The sequence below is a fragment of the Pseudomonas sp. AC112 genome (assembly GCF_979253545.1).
In genome coordinates this window covers 3,454,423-3,470,795 of record NZ_CEEDCM010000001.1, presented here as the reverse complement: position 1 = coordinate 3,470,795, position 16,373 = coordinate 3,454,423, and the positions used below count along the sequence as shown (strand labels likewise).

19 protein-coding genes are annotated in these 16,373 nt (G+C 60.1%); 1 reads left to right on the top strand and 18 read right to left on the bottom strand.

What is annotated here, in order from left to right; genetic code table 11:
* Window positions 1-50: 50 nt before the first annotated feature.
* The 18 genes from bamB to trmJ all read right to left on the bottom strand — a co-directional run bounded on the left by bamB (window position 51) and on the right by trmJ (window position 15,221).
* Window positions 51-1,202 carry an outer membrane protein assembly factor BamB gene (bamB, locus tag AC0IYN_RS16035; RefSeq protein ID WP_078050099.1) on the bottom strand — a complete coding sequence of 384 codons (1,152 nt, stop codon included), beginning with the start codon at window positions 1,200-1,202 and terminating at the stop codon, window positions 51-53.
* Window positions 1,195-1,836 (bottom strand): YfgM family protein, encoded by a 642-nt coding sequence (locus tag AC0IYN_RS16030; RefSeq protein WP_078050100.1) that lies wholly within the window; start codon window positions 1,834-1,836, stop codon window positions 1,195-1,197. Before AC0IYN_RS16030 ends, bamB begins: the two co-directional genes overlap by 8 nt.
* A gap of 41 nt (window positions 1,837-1,877) precedes the next feature.
* Window positions 1,878-3,167, bottom strand: a complete 1,290-nt coding sequence (gene hisS, locus AC0IYN_RS16025) for a histidine--tRNA ligase (protein WP_471842316.1) — start codon at window positions 3,165-3,167, stop codon at window positions 1,878-1,880.
* A 21-nt stretch (window positions 3,168-3,188) separates the two neighbouring features.
* Complete coding sequence (gene ispG, locus AC0IYN_RS16020; RefSeq protein WP_025859271.1) at window positions 3,189-4,298, bottom strand: flavodoxin-dependent (E)-4-hydroxy-3-methylbut-2-enyl-diphosphate synthase; 1,110 nt, start codon at window positions 4,296-4,298, stop codon at window positions 3,189-3,191.
* A gap of 2 nt (window positions 4,299-4,300) precedes the next feature.
* A complete protein-coding gene (locus AC0IYN_RS16015; RefSeq protein ID WP_406599067.1) occupies window positions 4,301-5,308 on the bottom strand; it encodes a RodZ domain-containing protein in 1,008 nt (335 codons plus the stop codon).
* A complete protein-coding gene (gene pilW, locus AC0IYN_RS16010) occupies window positions 5,308-6,066 on the bottom strand; it encodes a type IV pilus biogenesis/stability protein PilW (protein ID WP_471842315.1) in 759 nt (252 codons plus the stop codon). Before pilW ends, AC0IYN_RS16015 begins: the two co-directional genes overlap by 1 nt.
* A gap of 12 nt (window positions 6,067-6,078) precedes the next feature.
* Window positions 6,079-7,227 carry a dual-specificity RNA methyltransferase RlmN gene (gene rlmN / locus AC0IYN_RS16005; protein WP_025859274.1) on the bottom strand — a complete coding sequence of 383 codons (1,149 nt, stop codon included), beginning with the start codon at window positions 7,225-7,227 and terminating at the stop codon, window positions 6,079-6,081.
* A gap of 29 nt (window positions 7,228-7,256) precedes the next feature.
* Window positions 7,257-7,682: a nucleoside-diphosphate kinase gene (gene ndk / locus AC0IYN_RS16000; protein WP_003175956.1), complete on the bottom strand. Its 426-nt coding sequence runs from the start codon at window positions 7,680-7,682 to the stop codon at window positions 7,257-7,259.
* A gap of 92 nt (window positions 7,683-7,774) precedes the next feature.
* Window positions 7,775-7,975: a Fe-S cluster assembly protein IscX gene (gene iscX, locus AC0IYN_RS15995; RefSeq protein WP_003238461.1), complete on the bottom strand. Its 201-nt coding sequence runs from the start codon at window positions 7,973-7,975 to the stop codon at window positions 7,775-7,777.
* A 14-nt stretch (window positions 7,976-7,989) separates the two neighbouring features.
* Entirely contained in the window at window positions 7,990-8,331 is a 342-nt protein-coding gene (gene fdx / locus AC0IYN_RS15990; protein ID WP_015885743.1) for an ISC system 2Fe-2S type ferredoxin, read from the bottom strand.
* 3 nt (window positions 8,332-8,334) lie between these two features.
* Window positions 8,335-10,197 (bottom strand): Fe-S protein assembly chaperone HscA, encoded by a 1,863-nt coding sequence (gene hscA / locus AC0IYN_RS15985; RefSeq protein ID WP_457267312.1) that lies wholly within the window; start codon window positions 10,195-10,197, stop codon window positions 8,335-8,337.
* A gap of 53 nt (window positions 10,198-10,250) precedes the next feature.
* Entirely contained in the window at window positions 10,251-10,772 is a 522-nt protein-coding gene (hscB, locus tag AC0IYN_RS15980) for a co-chaperone HscB (RefSeq protein WP_078050105.1), read from the bottom strand.
* An 8-nt stretch (window positions 10,773-10,780) separates the two neighbouring features.
* On the bottom strand, window positions 10,781-11,104 hold the full coding sequence (iscA, locus tag AC0IYN_RS15975; RefSeq protein ID WP_003209680.1) for an iron-sulfur cluster assembly protein IscA: 324 nt from the start codon (window positions 11,102-11,104) through the stop codon (window positions 10,781-10,783).
* A gap of 28 nt (window positions 11,105-11,132) precedes the next feature.
* The gene (gene iscU, locus AC0IYN_RS15970) at window positions 11,133-11,519 is read right to left on the bottom strand and encodes a Fe-S cluster assembly scaffold IscU (RefSeq protein ID WP_003175965.1); all 387 of its coding nucleotides are present in this window, start codon (window positions 11,517-11,519) and stop codon (window positions 11,133-11,135) included.
* A gap of 99 nt (window positions 11,520-11,618) precedes the next feature.
* Entirely contained in the window at window positions 11,619-12,833 is a 1,215-nt protein-coding gene (locus AC0IYN_RS15965; protein WP_017530022.1) for an IscS subfamily cysteine desulfurase, read from the bottom strand.
* Between the two features lie 50 nt (window positions 12,834-12,883).
* The gene (gene iscR, locus AC0IYN_RS15960; RefSeq protein WP_003194020.1) at window positions 12,884-13,375 is read right to left on the bottom strand and encodes a Fe-S cluster assembly transcriptional regulator IscR; all 492 of its coding nucleotides are present in this window, start codon (window positions 13,373-13,375) and stop codon (window positions 12,884-12,886) included.
* 287 nt (window positions 13,376-13,662) lie between these two features.
* Complete coding sequence (cysE, locus tag AC0IYN_RS15955; RefSeq protein ID WP_099494227.1) at window positions 13,663-14,448, bottom strand: serine O-acetyltransferase; 786 nt, start codon at window positions 14,446-14,448, stop codon at window positions 13,663-13,665.
* A 2-nt stretch (window positions 14,449-14,450) separates the two neighbouring features.
* On the bottom strand, window positions 14,451-15,221 hold the full coding sequence (gene trmJ, locus AC0IYN_RS15950) for a tRNA (cytosine(32)/uridine(32)-2'-O)-methyltransferase TrmJ (RefSeq protein ID WP_406599064.1): 771 nt from the start codon (window positions 15,219-15,221) through the stop codon (window positions 14,451-14,453).
* 145 nt (window positions 15,222-15,366) lie between these two features.
* Here trmJ and suhB point away from each other — a divergent pair, with 145 nt between their 5' ends.
* Window positions 15,367-16,182: a type III secretion system regulator SuhB gene (gene suhB / locus AC0IYN_RS15945; RefSeq protein ID WP_003175971.1), complete on the top strand. Its 816-nt coding sequence runs from the start codon at window positions 15,367-15,369 to the stop codon at window positions 16,180-16,182.
* Window positions 16,183-16,373 lie beyond the last annotated feature (191 nt).

The window sequence follows — 16,373 nt, the reverse complement described above, 5'->3', positions numbered from 1 at the left end:
GCATGCCCCGCCGAAGCGGGGCCGCCTGGGTGTTACCCCAAGCATAGTTCTTACTTGATGGTCAGGGCTTCCAGCTTGCCGCTGTTGCCATACACATAAAGCATGTTACCCACCACCAGCGGACGCGCACGCAGGCCGTCGCTGTCGATACGCTCGCGACCCACGAAGCGACCATCCACCTGGCTCAGCAGATGCAGGTAGCCTTCGAAGTCACCGACCGCCACGTAGCTGGAGAATACTTCCGGCGCCGACAGTTGGCGGCGAGCCAGGGAGTCGTTGCTCCACAGTGCAGTGGTGGAACGCTCGTCGACACTTTCAACGGTGCCGGACGAGAGGCTTACGTAGACGCTGCCAAACCCTTGGGCGACACCGGCGTAGCTGGAAGCATCACGCTGCCAGTTAACGCGGCCGCTCTGCAGGTCCAGTGCCGCAACACGGCCCTGGTAAGTGGCAACGTAGAGGGTTTCACCGGACAGCAGCAAGCCGCCATCGATGTCCACTACGCGGTCCAGTTCGGAACGACCTTGAGGGATGGCCACACGGGTTTCCCAGGCCGGCACGCCGTTCTGGGTATCCAGGGCGACCACTTTACCGGTCGACAGGCCTGCAACGGCCAGATTGTTGGTCACAATCGGACCACTGGTACCGCGCAGCGTCAGCACCGCCGGGGTGCTGTCGTACAACCAGCGCTGTTCGCCAGTGCTGGCGTCGAGGCCGATCACGCGGTCGTCCTGGGTCTGCACCACGACGATATCGCCGTTGGTGGCAGGCGGTGCGAGGACTTCACTGGTCACGCGAGCGCGCCATTTCTCTTCACCGGTGCTGGAATCCAGCGCCACGACTTCGCCTTTCAGCGTGCCGAGCAGGACCATGCCGTAACCCACGCCGACGGCGCCGGAGACAGGCAATTCCAGGTCTTTCTTCCACTTCACGTCGCCGTTCATGCGATCCATGGAGATCACCACGCCGGTCACGTCAGCGGCCACAATGCTGTCACCGTCGATTGCCGGTACCAGCATGTTGTAGGTTTCACCCTGGCCGTCACCGATGGAGCGGCTCCACTGCTTTTGCAGGACCACTTCTTCCTTGAAGCTGGTCAGCTCCGCAGGCGGCAGTTCTTTCTTACTGTTGCTGCTGCAACCCGCGGCCAGAACGGCCAGAGCCAGCAATGCTGCATGTTTCCAACGGATCACGTCACGCATCCCCTTTGGCCAAGTCGTCCAGCTTGATTTGTAAGCCACCGACCGCCGCTTCATCAGACAGCGCCGCCTTGGCTTTTTGGTACGCAGCATTGGCTTCGTCGGTACGACCCAATTGGACCAACAGGTCGCCCTTGAGCTCTTCGCGAGTGGCTACAAATGCCTTGTCAGCATCGCCGTCGAGCAGTTTGAGTGCTTCGTCAGCCTTGTTCTGTGCCGCCAGTACCTGAGCCAGGCGCTGACGTGCGATTTCACCCAGGGTCGGGTTGGTCGGCTTGTCGGCGATGGCCTTCAGCTCAGCGGCTGCGTCATCCAGCTTGCCGGTGTCGACCGCGACTTTCGCGACAAACAGGCTGCCGTATTGGGCGTAGGTGGTACCGCCGAATTCGTTCTTCAGCTTGCCGGCCAGGTCTGCAACCTGCGCAGGATCAGGCTTGCCGTCCGGCGTCAGGGTGGTTTCCAGCAATTGCTGATAGAGGATCGAGGCGCCTTGGGACTGGTTGGCCTGATACTTGGTCCAGGCTTGCCAGCCGAACACCACCACTAAAGCCAGCAGGCCGCCAGTAACCAGGGGCTTGCCGTTGCGCTGCCACCAGTCCTTGAACTCGGCCAGTTGCTCATCATCAGTACTCGACACCCCAATACTCCTTAATCGCTAAATTCGGCTGTTCGACAGCTTCAACCCTGCACGACGCAGGTGGCCAAGTGCGCAGCGAGCGCATCAAAGGCAATGTTCTGTTGCTCACCCTGGCCACGCAGGGGTTTGAAACCTATTACTTGCTGGGCCAGCTCGTCTTCGCCGAGGATCAGTGCATACAGCGCACCGCTCTTGTCGGCCTTCTTGAACTGGCTCTTGAAGCTGCCGGCGCCGGCATTGATCTGCAGGCGCAGGTTCGGCAGTTGGTCGCGGACTTTTTCGCTCAGGGCCAGGGCCGCCAGTTCGGCCGCCTCGCCAAAGGCGCACAGGTACACGTCCACCTGACGGGAGATCTCTTCCGGGACCTGCTCCAGGGTTTCCAGCAGCAGGATCAGCCGCTCGATGCCCATGGCGAAGCCCACGCCGGTGGTCGGCTTGCCGCCCATCTGCTCGACGAGGCCGTCGTAACGACCACCAGCACACACGGTGCCCTGGGCGCCGAGTTTGTCGGTGACCCACTCGAACACGGTCTTGCTGTAGTAATCGAGGCCGCGCACCAGCTTGGTGTTGATCACGAACGGAATACCGGCCGCATCCAGGCGAGCCTTGAGGCCCTCGAAGTGGATACGGGACTCGTCGTCCAGGTAGTCGGCCATTTTCGGCGCATTGACCAGCACGGCCTGGGTATCGGCGTTCTTGGTATCGAGGACGCGCAATGGGTTGGTCTTCAGACGGCGCTGGCTGTCTTCGTCCAACTTGTCCAAGTGGGCGGACAGGTACTCGACCAGGGCCACTTTGTAGCGGCCGCGGGATTCACTGGTGCCCAGGCTGTTGAGTTCAAGCTTGACCGCATCGCGGATGCCCAGCAGGCCCCACAGGCGCCAGGTCAGCACGATCAGCTCGGCGTCGATGTCCGGGCCGTCAATGTTGAACACTTCCAGGCCGATCTGGTGAAACTGGCGATAGCGGCCTTTCTGTGGACGCTCGTGGCGGAACATCGGGCCGATGTACCACAACTTCTGCGGCTGGCCAGCACCGGTGAGGCCATGCTCAAGCACAGCGCGAACGCACGCGGCAGTGCCTTCCGGACGCAGGGTCAGGGAGTCGCCGTTGCGGTCTTCAAAGGTGTACATCTCTTTTTCGACGATGTCGGTCACTTCACCAATAGAGCGCTTGAACAGCTCGGTGAATTCGACAATCGGCATGCGGATCTGCTTGTAACCGTAGTTATCCAGCAGGCGCGCGACAGTGCCCTCGAAATAGCGCCACAGCGGCGTCTGCTCCGGCAGGATGTCGTTCATGCCACGAATGGCTTGCAGAGTCTTGCTCACATCAAATCCTTAAATTCGTTCTTAGCCGCGCGCGATCAGCGCTGCGTCAGCCGCGACCTTCTCGGCCGCTTTCTCGCGGATCAGTCTTTCGAGCTCATCCACCAGATTGTCATTCGTCAACTTCTGCGACGGCTTGCCGTCGATGTAGATCAGGTTCGGTGTACCGCCAGTCAGGCCGATATGCGCCTCTTTGGCTTCACCCGGGCCGTTGACCACGCAACCGATCACCGCCACATCCAACGGAACCAGCAGGTCCTCGAGGCGCCCTTCCAGTTCGTTCATGGTTTTCACCACGTCGAAGTTCTGCCGCGAGCAGCTCGGGCAGGCAATGAAGTTGATGCCACGGGAACGCAAATGCAGGGATTTGAGAATGTCGTAACCGACCTTCACTTCCTCTACCGGGTCTGCCGCGAGGGAGATGCGGATAGTATCGCCAATCCCTTCGGCGAGCAGCATACCGAGACCCACCGCAGATTTCACTGTGCCTGAGCGTAAACCGCCAGCTTCGGTGATACCCAGGTGCAATGGCTGCACGATTTCCTTGGCCAGCAGCCGATAGGCTTCTACCGCCATGAACACGTCGGAGGCCTTTACGCTGACCTTGAAGTCCTGGAAATTCAGGCGCTCCAGGTGTTCAACGTGGCGCAGCGCCGATTCAACCAGCGCCGCCGGGGTAGGCTCGCCGTATTTCTTTTGCAGGTCTTTTTCCAGGGAACCGGCGTTGACGCCGATACGGATTGGAATGCCACGGTCGCGCGCAGCGTCAACCACTGCGCGCACACGGTCTTCGCGACCGATGTTGCCCGGGTTGATACGCAGGCAGTCCACGCCCAGTTCGGCTACGCGCAATGCGATCTTGTAGTCGAAGTGAATGTCGGCCACCAACGGCACTTTGACCAGTTGCTTGATGCGGCCGAACGCTTCGGCAGCGTCCATGTCCGGCACGGAGACGCGCACGATGTCCACGCCAGCAGCTTCCAGGCGGTTGATCTGGGCAACGGTGGCGGCCACATCATTGGTGTCGCTGTTGGTCATGCTCTGTACCGCGATGGGGGCGTCGCCACCCACCGGCACGGAGCCGACCCAGATCTTGCGCGATACGCGACGTTTGATTGGAGATTCGCCGTGCATGACTATTGTCCCAACTTCAGGCGAGCGGTCTCGCCACTGGTGAACGGCGCTACGTCCACAGGCTGGCCGTTGTAGGCCACTTGCGCGCCACGGGCAAAGCCCAGACGCAGCGTCAAAGGAGGCTTGCCGCCTTGGTCGAGCGTATCTCCCTTACGCTTCAGACCGCTAAACAGCACTTTGCCATTGCCATCGGTGACTTGCGTCCAGCAGTCAGCGATGAAGGTAATCTGTACGCGGCCATCACCAGCGATCAGGGCTGGGGTGGTGGGCGGTGAAATCGCAGGGGCTGCCGGCGCGGCTGGAGCGGTGGTAGCAGGCACCTGCGCAGGAGCGGCCGGCGTATGGGCCTGGGCGACCGGGGCTGCCGGGGTGTGAGCCGGCGCAGCCGGCGTCGCGGGGGCCGGTGCGGCAGCGGTGGCGGCAGGTGCGGTTTCCGTTGCTGGCTGCTCTGTGGCAAGCGGCGCTTCAGGCGCGGCCTGGCCTTCAGCCACAGCCTGGTCTTCCGGCTCATCCAGTGGATGAATCTGGGTGGTGCCATCGGCGCTTTCGACTTCGACGTGCTCCATGGCGTTGCTGGTGAGGTCCTTGGAGCGCTGGGAGGCCTGGTCTTGCCACCAGACGAAACCGCCACCAATGACCGCGATCAGCAGCAACAGGCTGACAATTCGCAAAATCGTGTGGGAAACCCGCACCGGCTCTTCGATGCGACCCAGGCCATGCACATTGCTGCCCTGGGAGTCGGTACCGGTGAACTGGTCGAACTCCTGGACCAGTACGGCCTGGTCGATACCCAGCAACTTGGCGTAGGCACGGATATAGCCACGGGCGAAGGTGTGCCCCGGCAGCTTATCGAACGCGCCGGCTTCCAGGTTGCCCAGGGACGTGGTGGTCAAATTGAGCTTGAGGGCCACTTCTGCCAGCGACCAACCATTGCTTTCGCGGGCCTGACGCAAGGTGTCGCCTGGGTTTACGCGATTAGCTGCTACAACTTCCGGGTGCGCCGCTTTCATCATTGCTCCGACAGGTATTGCTGATATTCCGGCGTACCGGGATAGAGTCGTTCGAGTTGCTGGCCAAAAAGTGCAGCCGTGTCGCGTTCTTCATGAACCGTCGCCAGGCGCACACCGAGCAATAGACTACGTGCATTTTGCCCGCTGAGCAGGCTAAAACGCTCGTAATAGTCACGTGCCGGCACATAATGCCTGTCTTCGTAGGACAACTCAGCCATTTCGAGCAATGCCCGAGGCTGGTGACCGTTCAAATGCAGGGCTTTTTCCAGCTGCTGGCGAGCGCTATCACGCTGGCCAAGACGCATCGAGGTGACCCCGAGGTTCTCGAACACCCGCGAACGCTCAGGATAGAGGGTATCGGCGCCGGCTTGCTGGAAATAAAGGGCGGCCTGGTCATAACGTTTCTGCTCGAACAGGAAGCTGCCGTAGTTGTTCAGCAGCCGAGGGTCGGCAGGACGGGAGGCCAGGGCCTTGTGAAAATACTGTTCGGCCAGCTCCGGCTCGGCCTGGGCCTGGAACACCAGGGCCAGTGCAGCATTGGCGTCGGCATCGTCGCTGTCCAGCACCAGGGCCTTCTTCAGCGGCACCTTGGCCTGTTCACTCATGCCTTGTCGAAGGTAGCCCAAGCCCAATTGCACATAGGCAACTCGCGCCTCATCACGGCCTTTACCGGTTTGCAAAGGGCTGTCATGGCCCGATGAAACACAACCGGCCACTAGACCGGTAACAAGCAAAAGCAGCGCAAGGCGCAAGGGCATAGAGATCCTCTCTCAGATTCGATTCACAGCAATTTGCGGCAGATCGTCGGCGGCGTTCAGTTCACGCACGGCGATATAGCGCTCGCTGCGGCGGGTGCGGTCCATCACCTGCCCTACCAATTGGCCACAGGCGGCGTCGATGTCTTCACCACGGGTGGTGCGTACGGTGACGTTGTAGCCGGCCTGGTGCAGTTGATCCTGGAAACGGCGGATGGCGTTGTTGCTCGGCCGCTCGTAGCCAGAATGTGGAAACGGGTTAAACGGAATCAGGTTGATCTTGCACGGGATGTTCTTGAGCAGCTCGATCATCTCGACCGCGTGTTCAACCTTGTCGTTGATGTCTTTGAGCAAGGTGTACTCGATGGTCAGCACGCGCTTTTCGCCCAGGGACGACATGTAGCGCTGGCAAGATTCGAGCAGCATCTTAAGCGGATACTTCTTGTTGATCGGCACCAATTGGTTACGCAATGCGTCATTGGGTGCGTGCAGCGACAACGCCAGGGAGACGTCGATGTGTTTGGACAGCTCATCGATCATCGGCACCACGCCGGAGGTCGACAGGGTCACACGGCGCTTGGAGATGCCATAGCCAAGGTCGTCCATCATCAGATGCATGGCCGAAACGACGTTGTCGAAGTTCAGCAGCGGCTCACCCATGCCCATCATCACCACGTTGGTGATGGCACGGTCGACGGTTGCCGGGACGCTGCCAAAGGATTTGTTGGCAATCCACACCTGGCCGATCACTTCGGCGGCGGTGAGGTTGCTGTTGAAGCCTTGCTTGCCGGTGGAGCAGAAACTGCAGTCCAGGGCACAGCCTGCCTGGGACGAAACGCACAAAGTGCCGCGCTTGCCCTGGGGAATGTAAACAGTCTCGACGCAGCTGCCAGACGCCACGCGCACCACCCACTTACGGGTGCCGTCGCTGGAGATGTCCTCGCTGACCACTTCGGGACCACGGACCTCAGCAATGGCCTTGAGCTTGTCGCGCAGGGCCTTGCTGACGTTCGTCATGGCGTCGAAATCGTCGACGCCAAAGTGGTGAATCCATTTCATTACCTGACCGGCACGGAAACGCTTCTCCCCGATTGAGTCGAAGAATTTCTCCATTTCCGGCTGGGTCAGCCCCAGCAGGTTGGTTTTTACAGTCGATGTCGTCATGGATTCACCCTCACTCTTTAAGCCGATGCTTAGCGAGCGGTTACTTCAGTAGCTGCGAAGAAGTACGAGATTTCGCGAGCAGCAGCGGCTTCGGAGTCCGAACCGTGTACAGCGTTGGCGTCGATGGACTCAGCGAAGTCAGCACGGATGGTGCCGGCAGCGGCTTCTTTAGGGTTGGTAGCGCCCATCAGCTCACGGTTCAGAGCGATAGCGTTTTCGCCTTCCAGAACCTGGACAACAACAGGACCGGAGATCATGAAGGCAACCAGGTCGCCGAAGAAGCCACGAGCGCTGTGCTCAGCGTAGAAGCCTTCAGCTTCAGCCTTGGACAGTTGCTTGAGTTTCGAAGCTACAACCTTCAGGCCGGCTTTTTCGAAACGAGTGGTGATCTCGCCGATGACGTTTTTTGCAACAGCGTCAGGCTTGATGATGGAGAAAGTACGTTGAACAGCCATGGTGTAACTCCAGAAACGGTAATTTACGAAAAATTAAACCCGCGAATTATACGCGGGTTATTGGGTATTGCCTAACTGCGTAAAAAGGCGGCTCAGTCTGCTTCTTCGATCCACAGGCCTTGAATCGCCTCCAGGACCTTCTCGCCACCCCGATCAGGGATGTCATCGAAGTCCGGCAGCTCCATCACCAGATTGCGCAGCTTGACGAAGTTGACCGTAAGAGGATTGACCTCCGGATGAGCTTCAGCAAGTTGTATAGCGATTTCTTGTACATCAACCCATTTCAGGCTCATGACATTTCCTTGAATCAATGCGGCGCTTCGGCTGCATGGTTGAGGGAATATTTCGGGATTTCGACGGTGATGTCTTCAGTTCCGACCTTTGCCTGACAACTTAGGCGAGAAGTCGCCTCCAGGCCCCAGGCGCGGTCCAGAAAGTCCTCTTCGAGCTCATCCGCTTCTTCCAGGGAGTTGAAACCCTCGCGGATCACGCAATGGCACGTGGTGCAAGCGCACACACCGCCGCAGGCGCTTTCGATCTCGATGTGGTTGTCATGGGCAACTTCGAGGATGGACTTGCCGGTCTCAGCCTCCACGACCATACCGTCCGGGCAGTGCTCGGCGTGTGGCAGAAAAATGACCTGCGGCATTGATTATTCCTCGATTTCATTCAGGTTGCGCCCGGCCAGTGCGGCTTTCACCGTCTGATCCATGCGGCGGGCGGCAAAGGCATCAGTCACCTGCGACAAGCGCTTGGTCTGTTGCTCGATGGCATAGCCATCGTTGCCTTTCATCAGTTCAGCCAATTCCTGCATCTGCAGGTCGATGACCATGCGCTCCTCGTCATCCAGCAGGCGCTCGCCGTCGGCCTCAAGGGCGCCCTGCACCGCTTCGAGCAAGCGCTGGGCGTCTACTTGCTGCTCACGCAATACACGGGCGACCTTGTCGTCACCGGCATATTGGAACGAGTCCTTGAGCATCTTGGCGATTTCGCCGTCGGTGAGGCCGTAGGACGGCTTGACCTGGATGCTGGCTTCAACACCGGAGGCCAATTCACGCGCGGCGACGCTGAGCAAGCCGTCGGCGTCGACCTGGAAGGTCACGCGAATCTTCGCCGCACCCGCCACCATCGCCGGAATGCCGCGCAATTCAAAGCGCGCCAGGGAGCGGCAGTCGCTGATCAGCTCGCGCTCACCTTGCAACACGTGAATCATCATGGCCGTCTGGCCATCTTTATACGTGGTGAAGTCCTGGGCGCGGGCGACGGGGATGGTGGTGTTGCGGGGAATCACCTTCTCCATCAAGCCACCCATGGTTTCCAGCCCCAGGGACAGCGGGATCACGTCGAGCAGAAGCAGTTCGCCACCATCGCGCTTGTTACCGGCCAGGGTATCGGCCTGGATCGCAGCGCCGATGGCGACCACTTGATCCGGGTCGATTTCAGTCAGCGGCTGACGACCAAAGGCTTCGGCGACAGCTTCACGCACGCGTGGCACGCGGGTGGAACCACCGACCATGACGACGGCACCGACCTCTTCCAGCTCAATACCGGAATCGCGCACCGCGCGGCGACAGGCTTTCAGGCTGCGGGCAACCATTGGCTCGATCAACGCATCGAAGGCTTCGCGAGTCAGTTGGGCCGACCAGGTGCCGTAGGAAACTTCAACACTTGCAGCATCGGTCAGCGCTTCCTTGGCCGCGCAGGCGGTTTGCAGCAGGTTGCGCTGCGCGCCTGGGTCCAGGTCGGCAGACAAGCCGGCGCTGGTGATGATCCAACCCGCAATGGCGTGGTCGAAGTCATCGCCGCCCAGGGCGCTGTCGCCGCCGGTGGCGAGCACTTCGAAGACACCGCCGGTCAGGCGCAGGATCGAAATATCAAAGGTACCACCGCCCAGGTCGTAAATAGCGACCAGGCCTTCTGCATGCTGGTCCAGGCCATAGGCCACGGCCGCCGCAGTCGGCTCGTTGAGCAGGCGCAGTACGTTCAGGCCGGCGAGTTTCGCTGCGTCCTTGGTGGCCTGGCGCTGAGCGTCATCGAAATAAGCCGGAACGGTGATTACGGCACCGACCAGTTCACCGCCCAGGGTTTTCTCCGCGCGTTGGCGCAGCACCTTGAGGATATCGGCCGACACTTCCACCGGGCTTTTCGGGCCTTGGACAGTGTCGATGAACGGCATATGGGATTCGCCGCCAACAAAGCGGTAGGGCAGTTGGTCGCCCAATTGCTTGACGTCGGACAGACCACGACCCATCAAGCGCTTGACCGACAGCACGGTGTTCAGAGGATCGCTAGAGGCTGCCAGCTTGGCTGACTCACCGACTTCGGTGCGATCAGCGTGATAGCGCACGGCGGACGGCAGGATCACCTGGCCATCAGCGTCGGGCAACGGCTCGGACAGGCCGCTGCGCAAGGCAGCAACCAAGGAATTGGTGGTGCCCAGGTCAATCCCGACCGCCAGGCGACGCTGGTGAGGTTGAGGGCTTTGGCCGGGTTCGGCGATTTGCAGTAGGGCCATGGTAATCAGGTCTTATCTGTCTATCAGGCGTGCATCACGGGCAGCACACTGGGTTAATCGTCGAGGCGCTCTTCTAGCTGGCGCACTTCGTAGGTGAGCTTGTCGAGGAACTGCATGCGCCGCATCAGGCGTTCGGCCTGTTCGCGTTGCGCTGCATCGTTCCAACAGGCTGCGAAGCTTTCGTTGAGCTCATCCTGGGCGGTTTTCAGACGACGCTTGAAGACTGCGACGCCGGCCAGATCGGCCTCGTCCTGCAAGTCTTCGAGTTCTTCGCGCCACTGCATCTGCTGCATCAGGAAGTCGGGGTCATGAACCGTGACTTCAAGCGGCAACTCGCCACCATTCATCGCGAGCAGGTAACGCGCGCGCTTGGGGGGGCTTTTGAGCGTCTGATAGGCTTCGTTGAGGCTGGCCGATTGCTCCAGCGCCAAGCGTTGCTCACGCTCGGAGGCGTCAGCGAAGCGGTCCGGATGCACGCCACGCGCCAGTTCTCGGTAGCGCGTGGCAAGCTGCTCAAGGTCCAGCCGAAAGCTCGGCTGCAGCTCGAATAAAGCGAAATGACAAGGAGTACCCACGAATAGCCTCAGATGTTGAAGCTTTCGCCGCAGCCACACTCACCGCGTACGTTGGGGTTGTTGAACTTGAAGCCTTCGTTCAACCCTTCCTTGACGAAATCGAGTTCGGTGCCGTCCAGGTAGGTCAGGCTCTTGGGGTCGATGATCACTTTCTCGCCGTGACTTTCGAACACCTGGTCCTCTTCAACCACCTCGTCGACAAACTCCAGCACGTAGGCAAGGCCGGAACAGCCCGTGGTGCGAACACCCAGACGAATCCCCTCACCTTTACCGCGCCCATTCAGGGAGCGGCGAATGTGCTGCGCAGCCGCTTCTGTCATGCTGATAGCCATCGTTGACTCCTTACTCGTCGCCAAATGCTTAGATCAAGCCTTTCTTCTGCTTGTAGTCGCGAACGGCCGCCTTGATGGCGTCTTCTGCGAGTACCGAGCAGTGGATTTTCACGGGCGGCAAGGCCAGTTCTTCGGCCAGCTGGGTGTTGCTGATAGTCACAGCCTCATCCAGGGTCTTGCCTTTCATCCATTCGGTCGCCAGGGAGCTGGAGGCGATGGCCGAACCGCAGCCGTAGGTCTTGAACTTGGCGTCTTCGATAACGCCAGCGTCGTTGACCTTGATCTGCAGGCGCATCACATCGCCGCACGCCGGAGCGCCGACCATGCCGGTGCCGACATCAGGGTCTTCCGCGTTCATCTTGCCGACGTTGCGCGGGTTTTCGTAGTGGTCGATGACCTTTTCGCTGTAAGCCATGGTACTGAATCCTCACTCATCAGGGCCGCTCTGGAACCCTGTAGAAACGCCTGCGTTTTCCGCCACGTTCCTACAGAGCTTGGGTGGCGGCTTCTATATTTAGTGTGCCGCCCACTCGATCTTGGAAATATCGACACCGTCTTTGTACATGTCCCACAGCGGCGACAGAACGCGCAGCTTGTTGACGGCTTCGCAGACTTTCTGCGCGGCGTAGTCGACTTGCTCTTCGGTGGTGAAACGGCCGAACGTAAAGCGGATCGAGCTGTGTGCCAGTTCGTCGTTGCGGCCCAGGGCGCGCAGTACGTACGAAGGCTCAAGGGACGCCGAGGTGCAGGCCGAACCGGACGAAACCGCCAGGTCCTTGAGTGCCATGATCAGCGACTCGCCTTCGACGTAGTTGAAGCTCAAATTCAGGTTGTGCGGTACACGGGCGGTCATGCTGCCGTTGATGTACAGCTCTTCAAGGTTCTCGACCTGCTTGTAGAAGCGATCGCTCAGGGCCTTGATGCGCACGTTTTCGGCAGCCATGTCTTCCTTGGCTACACGGAAGGCTTCGCCCATGCCAACGATCTGGTGGGTCGCCAGGGTGCCGGAACGCATGCCACGCTCGTGACCGCCGCCGTGCATGGTGGCTTCGATGCGCACACGTGGCTTGCGGCTCACATATAGCGCGCCGATGCCTTTAGGGCCGTAGGTCTTGTGGGCAGAGAACGACATCAGGTCGACTTTCAGTTTCGACAGGTCGATATCGACCTTGCCGGTAGACTGAGCAGCGTCGACGTGCAGCAGGATGCCCTTCGAGCGGGTCAGCTCGCCGATGGCCGCGATGTCGTTGATGGTGCCGATTTCGTTGTTCACGTGGATCACGGAAACCAGGATGGTGTCTTCACGCAGCGCGGCTTCGATCATCGCCGGGGTGACGATACCGTCGGTGGTTGGCTCGAGGTAGGTGACCTCGAAACCTTCACGCTCCAGTTGGCGCATGGTGTCGAGGACAGCCTTGTGCTCAATTTTTGTGGTGATCAGGTGTTTGCCCTTGGTCGCATAGAAATGCGCCGCACCCTTGATTGCCAGGTTGTCGGACTCGGTGGCACCGGAGGTCCAGACGATTTCACGCGGGTCTGCGCCAACCAGGTCAGCAACCTGGCGACGAGCGTTCTCGACCGCTTCCTCGGCTTTCCAGCCGAATACGTGGGAACGGGAGGCCGGGTTGCCGAAGTTTCCGTCAACCAGCAGGCATTCGCTCATTTTTTGCGCGACACGCGGATCAACCGGGGTAGTCGCTGAGTAATCAAGGTAAATCGGCAATTTCATGGACTTTCTCCTAAATCAGGCGGGCTGGCGTGCCGTTAGCTCTTCGGCTGTCACTCGACGGCGGACGCTTCGATCTTGTCCAGACGCGGCGCCTTGGTGTTGCAACGGCGCTGGTCCTGACGCTGGGCTACTTCTTGCACCTCACGGCGAGTCACAAGATCAGCCAGGCTGATACCACTCAAAAACTCATGGATCTGCAGGCTCAGATCGCACCACAAATGGTGCGTCAGGCAGGTGTCGCCGGCGTGGCAATCACCCAGGCCCTGGCATTTTGTAGCGTCGACGGATTCGTTGACCGCATCGATCACCTGGGCTACCTGGATGCCCTGCATGTCGCGGGACAATTGATAGCCGCCGCCTGGACCGCGAACGCTGGAAACCAGATTGCTGCGGCGCAATTTGGCGAACAACTGCTCGAGGTAGGACAGGGAAATGCCTTGGCGCTCGGAGATATCGGCCAGGGACACCGGCCCAGTTTGCGCGTGCAAAGCCAGGTCAAGCATGGCGGTCACCGCGTATCGGCCTTTTGTAGTCAGTCTCATGGACAATTACCAAGGTGTTTCAGAATGTGGGCAAGTATGCGATTCCCGAGTATTTAAGTCAACTATAAGACCTAGTACTTTAGTCAGGATTACCCGTAAAAAGGGCGCGCGAATCATAGCAGGATGGGGTGGGGACGAACAGCGGCATCAGGCAGGGGCGGAGATGGTGAGACCAATGGAGATTAATTGTGGGAGCTGGCTTGCCTGCGATAGCGGTGGATCAGCACTACATGGGGTGGCTGGCATACCGCTATCGCAGGCAAGCCAGCTCCCACAGGGGACCGCGTTCAGCCCGCCTTGGTGGTGGCGGTTTCGTCTTTGATCTCGGCAAAATCCTCTTCGCGCAATTCGGGCAGATCTTTGGCGCAGTAAGGGCTACCCAGATCCTTCAGCGCACCGCACATGCCATCCAGCTTGCCGTCCACCGCTTGCAGGTGGTCAAGCAACTGGCCAATGGCGCGCGCTACAGGGTCAGGCATGTCTTCGCTGACACCGTAGGCATCAAAGCCGATCTTCTCGGCCATGGCCTTGCGCTTGGCCTCCTGCTCGTCGCCGACTTCCGGCTTGACGATGATTCGGCCAGGAATACCGACCACCGTTGCGCCAGGCGGCACAGCCTTGGTCACCACGGCATTGGAGCCCACCTTGGCACCTGCGCCGACGGTGAATGGGCCGAGCACCTTGGCGCCCGCCCCTACCACCACGCCATTTTCCAGTGTCGGGTGGCGCTTGCCTTTGTTCCAGCTGGTGCCACCCAAGGTCACGCCCTGATAGAGCGTCACGTCATCGCCGATCTCGGCGGTCTCGCCAATCACGATGCCCATGCCATGGTCGATAAAGAAGCGACGACCGACCTTGGCCCCCGGATGAATCTCGATCCCGGTCAACCAGCGCCCAAAGTTCGACACCAACCGCGCCAGCCATTTCCAGCCCATGCCCCACAAGGCGCCGGACAGGCGGTGGATCCAGATGGCGTGCATGCCCGGGTAGCAGGTCAGCACTTCAAAGGCATTGCGCGCCGCCGGATCACGGTGGAAAACACTCTGGATATCTTCTCGCAAACGCTCGAACATTTTTAATCCTTCCGCTTAAGAAGCTCGCCACGGGCCGCTTTCTGGGTTTCCGTGAGGATGCCACGCAATATATTCATTTCTGCCCGGCTGACCGAGCTGCGTCCGTAAAGGCGACGCAGGCGCGCCATCAAGTGCCGCGGTTTTTCCGGATCGAGGAATTCGATGGCCACCAGGGTTTGCTCCAGGTGCTCATAGAACCGCTCCAGCTCGTCCATGGTGGCCAACTCGCCACTTTTGGTCGACGCCACTTCATCCTTTTCTACCTTGCTCGGCTGACCCTCAGCGGCCAGCCAGGCCATGCGCACCTCATAACTCAACACCTGCACCGCTGCCCCGAGGTTCAGTGAGCTGAACTCAGGGTCTGATGGGATGTGCACGTGGTAATGACATCGCTGCAGCTCTTCATTGGTGAGGCCGGAGTCTTCACGGCCAAAGACCAAGGCGATTTCAGCGCCACCGGCGGTCTCCTCCACCACTTTGGTGCCGCACTCACGCGGGTCCAGCAGTGGCCAGGGGATACGGCGGTCGCGGGCGCTGGTGCCGAGCACCAGGTTGCAGCCGACCAAGGCGTCTTCCAGGGTGGCGACAACCTGGGCTTTTTCCAGGATGTCATTGGCGCCGGACGCACGGGCATCAGCCTCGTGGTGCGGGAACACACGCGGTTCGACCAGCACCAGGCGCGTCAGCCCCATGTTTTTCATGGCTCGCGCCACCCCGCCGATGTTGCCGGGATGACTGGTATTGACCAAGACGACACGAATGTTTTGCAGCAAGGGAGGCGCTCTCGGACACGGGAAAGGGGAGCAAATCTTACAGAACAGCCTAAGGTTATGCCATGAAAGCTAACGTCGTCCTTCACCTGAAGAAAGTTTCTGCTAGAATGCTCGGCTTTCTTTAACAACCTTAGGTGACACATCCATGCAGCCCATGCTGAATATCGCGCTGCGCGCCGCCCGCAGCGCCAGTGAATTGATCTTCCGCTCCATCGAGCGCCTGGATACCATCAAGGTCGACGAAAAAGACGCCAAGGATTACGTATCCGAGGTGGATCGCGCCGCCGAACAGAAAATCATCGACGCTCTGCGCAAGGCCTACCCTACCCACGGCATCCTCGGTGAAGAAACCGGCCTGCACAAAGGTAGCGGTGAAGGCGAAGACTACTTGTGGATCATCGACCCACTGGATGGCACCACCAACTTCCTGCGCGGCATCCCGCACTTTGCCGTGAGCATCGCGTGCAAATACCGTGGTCGCCTGGAACACGCCGTTGTCCTGGACCCAGTGCGCCAGGAAGAATTCACCGCCAGCCGTGGCCGTGGCGCCCAGCTGAACGGTCGCCGCCTGCGTGTCAGCGGTCGCACCAGCCTGGACGGCGCCCTGCTGGGTACCGGCTTCCCGTTCCGTGACGACCAGATGGACAACCTGGAAAACTACCTGGGCATGTTCCGCGCCCTGGTTGGCCAGACCGCTGGCATCCGTCGCGCCGGCGCAGCGAGCCTGGATCTGGCTTACGTGGCTGCCGGTCGTTTCGATGCGTTCTGGGAGTCGGGCCTGTCCGAGTGGGACATGGCTGCAGGCGCGCTGCTGATCCAGGAAGCGGGCGGCCTGGTGAGCGACTTCACGGGCGGTCACGACTTCCTTGAGAAGGGCCACGTGGTTGCCGGCAACACCAAATGCTTCAAGGCAGTACTGACGGCGATCCAACCGCACCTGCCGGCCTCGCTGAAGCGCTAAGCGAGCGAGCACAAAAAAAGCATCCCGAGGGGTGCTTTTTTATGCCTGGAATTTGGGAAAGAACCCATACCACTGACGCAAACACAATCAACTGTAGGAGCCGGCTTGCCGGCGATGGCGTCGCGCCAGGCGCCGACTGAGCCAGCTGATCCAGCTGATCCAGCGCTACCGCCGGCAAGCCGGCTCCTACG